The organism is Neobacillus citreus (genome assembly GCF_018343545.2).
GTDB lineage: Bacteria > Bacillota > Bacilli > Bacillales > Cytobacillaceae > Neobacillus > Neobacillus citreus.
In genome coordinates, this window is record NZ_JAGYPE020000133.1 from 1 (window position 1) to 2,099 (window position 2,099).

Sequence of the window (2,099 nt, forward strand, 5' to 3'; positions counted from 1 at the left end):
CTGATATAGCCATGTTCTTAATTTCCACAACGTGGTCCGGATGGAAGGTGAATAACATAACGCCGGCAGTGGCCCCTTCATAATTGATGGAGTACATTTCACCTTCAAGTATATATTTGTTAACGATTTCTTCGCTTTCATCTGCTAAAAGAAGAAAATCAAAAAAAGACAATCTTTGATCCCATTCAACGGGCTTTAAAACAACCTTTTTCATAAAAATAACCCCTGCTTATGTTTTCTTTATTTTATCAAAGATTTGGAAAAAGGAGGTTATTTGGGTCTAATATACGAATATAAAGAAATGAGGGGGGATGGCGTTGAATATAGCAAGACTTTTGGGGGTGCTTGGCTCTTTAGGCGGACTTCTTTTCTGCATATATTTTTTATTCAATAATCCTTACGTTGGAGGTCCTCCGCCTGAGGATGTTCTTGCATCCTTTTCACTTTCGTATTTTCTTCCGATGATCATAGGCCTTTACGCAAGCCGCTCTTTTAAACCTATCTTATTATTGATTTGTGCAATCTGGTCCTTCCCGTTAACTTTATATTTGGCGGCAACACCTGGAGTGTTAAAATGGCTAGTTATTTCCCCGGTTTTCTTAATGTCAGCTGCTATCATCATGTTTAGAAAAAGAAAACATTCTCATAACGAGGTGAGTCTGAATGACGAAAAATAAACCATTTAATGACGTCATTGATCACTATGATAAAATCGAAGGCAATGCCGCAAACGGAAGTTTAAAAAAACTGCCAAAGCCGTTAAGGTATTTTGGATACTTTTTTATTAGTTTTTTTGCTTTAGGGATTATGTTGTTGATTATTTTAAATATATTGCTATAGTTTTTTTAAAAAAAGCAAAAGGATATCAATAATTTTGGAAAGGACTGAATCGAATGAAGCAAATTATCGCGCTGGGCGGCGGCGGATTCTCGATGGAACCGGAGAACCCGTTATTAGATACATATATCCTGCAACAATCTAGGAAAACCAATCCAAAAATCTGTTTTGTCCCGACTGCCAGCGGGGATTCAGACAGTTATGTCAGCGATTTTAATCGTTTTTTTGAAAAAATGCCTTGTGAACCTTCGCATCTATCATTGTTCAGACCTCCGACTAGAGATTTGGAAAGCTTTGTGTTGGAAAAAGATATCATTTATGTCGGCGGTGGCAACACCAAAAATTTATTGGTGCTTTGGAAAGAATGGGGCTTGGATGAAATTTTGAAAAAGGCTTGGAATCAAGGCATCGTTTTGGCAGGAATCAGTGCTGGTTCGATTTGCTGGTTTGAAGAAGGTGTCACTGATTCCTTTGGCGGCGGCCTTGAACCAATTAAAGCACTGGGATTTTTGAAAGGCAGTAATTGTCCGCATTACGATGGCGACGAGGACAGACGGCCGGCTTACCATCGGCTTGTGGGTACGGGAACACTTGGGGGAGGGATTGCCGCAGATGATGGGGTGGCGATTCATTTTATTGATCAGGATGTTCATAAAATTGTTAGTTCCAGGCCGACTGCAAAGGCCTACTCCCTCTCTTTTGATAATAAGGTGATTGAGACTGAGCTTAGGACGGAGTATTTGGGGGATAAATAGCTGTTATTGGTCTGTTATAACGCTAGGGGTGCGGATTTTGGATGTCTTTGGTGTTATAAGCCCCTTCATAACGACCCAAGCGCTGTTTCTTTCTTCGGTTTGGGTGTTATAAGCCTTTCATAACTACCCGGGCACCGACTCTTTCTTCGGTTCAGGCGTTATAAGCCTTTCATAACTACCCGGGCACCGACTCTTTCTTCGGTTCAGGCGTTATAAGCCTTTCATAACTACCCGGGCACCGACTCTTTCTTCGGTTCAGGCGTTATAAGCCTTTCATAACTACCCGGGCACTGTTTTTTTCTATGGATTGGGCGTTATGAGACCTTCCATAACGACCGGACCACCGACTCTCTCTACAGTTCGGGTGTTATAAGCCCCTTCATAACGACCGGGACACTGACTCTTACTACGGATCGGGCGTTATAAGCCTTTCATAACGACCGGGACACTGACTCTTACTACGGATCGGGCGTTATAAGCCTTTCATAACGACCGGGACACTTATAT

Annotated in this window: 3 protein-coding genes and 1 pseudogene; 3 read left to right on the forward strand and 1 reads right to left on the reverse strand. The window is 41.7% G+C overall.

Features of this window, described 5'->3' with window-relative positions; genetic code table 11:
* Positions 1-214 (reverse strand): annotated as a pseudogene (locus KHB02_RS29485) (GNAT family N-acetyltransferase); the annotation flags it as partial.
* A gap of 103 nt (positions 215-317) precedes the next feature.
* Between KHB02_RS29485 and KHB02_RS29490 the strand changes: the two are divergent.
* Genes KHB02_RS29490 through KHB02_RS29500 form a run of 3 tightly spaced genes read left to right on the forward strand, consistent with a single transcriptional unit; the run spans position 318 to position 1,592 of the window.
* Positions 318-677, forward strand: a complete 360-nt coding sequence (locus KHB02_RS29490; protein ID WP_213146400.1) for a hypothetical protein — start codon at positions 318-320, stop codon at positions 675-677.
* Positions 664-840, forward strand: coding sequence for an amino acid transporter (locus KHB02_RS29495; RefSeq protein WP_213146399.1), 177 nt, complete (start codon positions 664-666; stop codon positions 838-840). Before KHB02_RS29490 ends, KHB02_RS29495 begins: the two co-directional genes overlap by 14 nt.
* Before the next feature lie 53 nt (positions 841-893).
* The gene (locus tag KHB02_RS29500; RefSeq protein WP_213146398.1) at positions 894-1,592 is read left to right on the forward strand and encodes a Type 1 glutamine amidotransferase-like domain-containing protein; all 699 of its coding nucleotides are present in this window, start codon (positions 894-896) and stop codon (positions 1,590-1,592) included.
* Positions 1,593-2,099 lie beyond the last annotated feature (507 nt).

Excerpts from the sequence above, each read along its gene's own strand:
- KHB02_RS29500 (WP_213146398.1), top strand. The coding sequence starts at position 894 with ATGAAGCAAATTATCGCGCTGGGCGGCGGCGGATTCTCGATGGAACCG.
- KHB02_RS29495 (WP_213146399.1), top strand. The coding sequence starts at position 664 with ATGACGAAAAATAAACCATTTAATGACGTCATTGATCACTATGATAAA.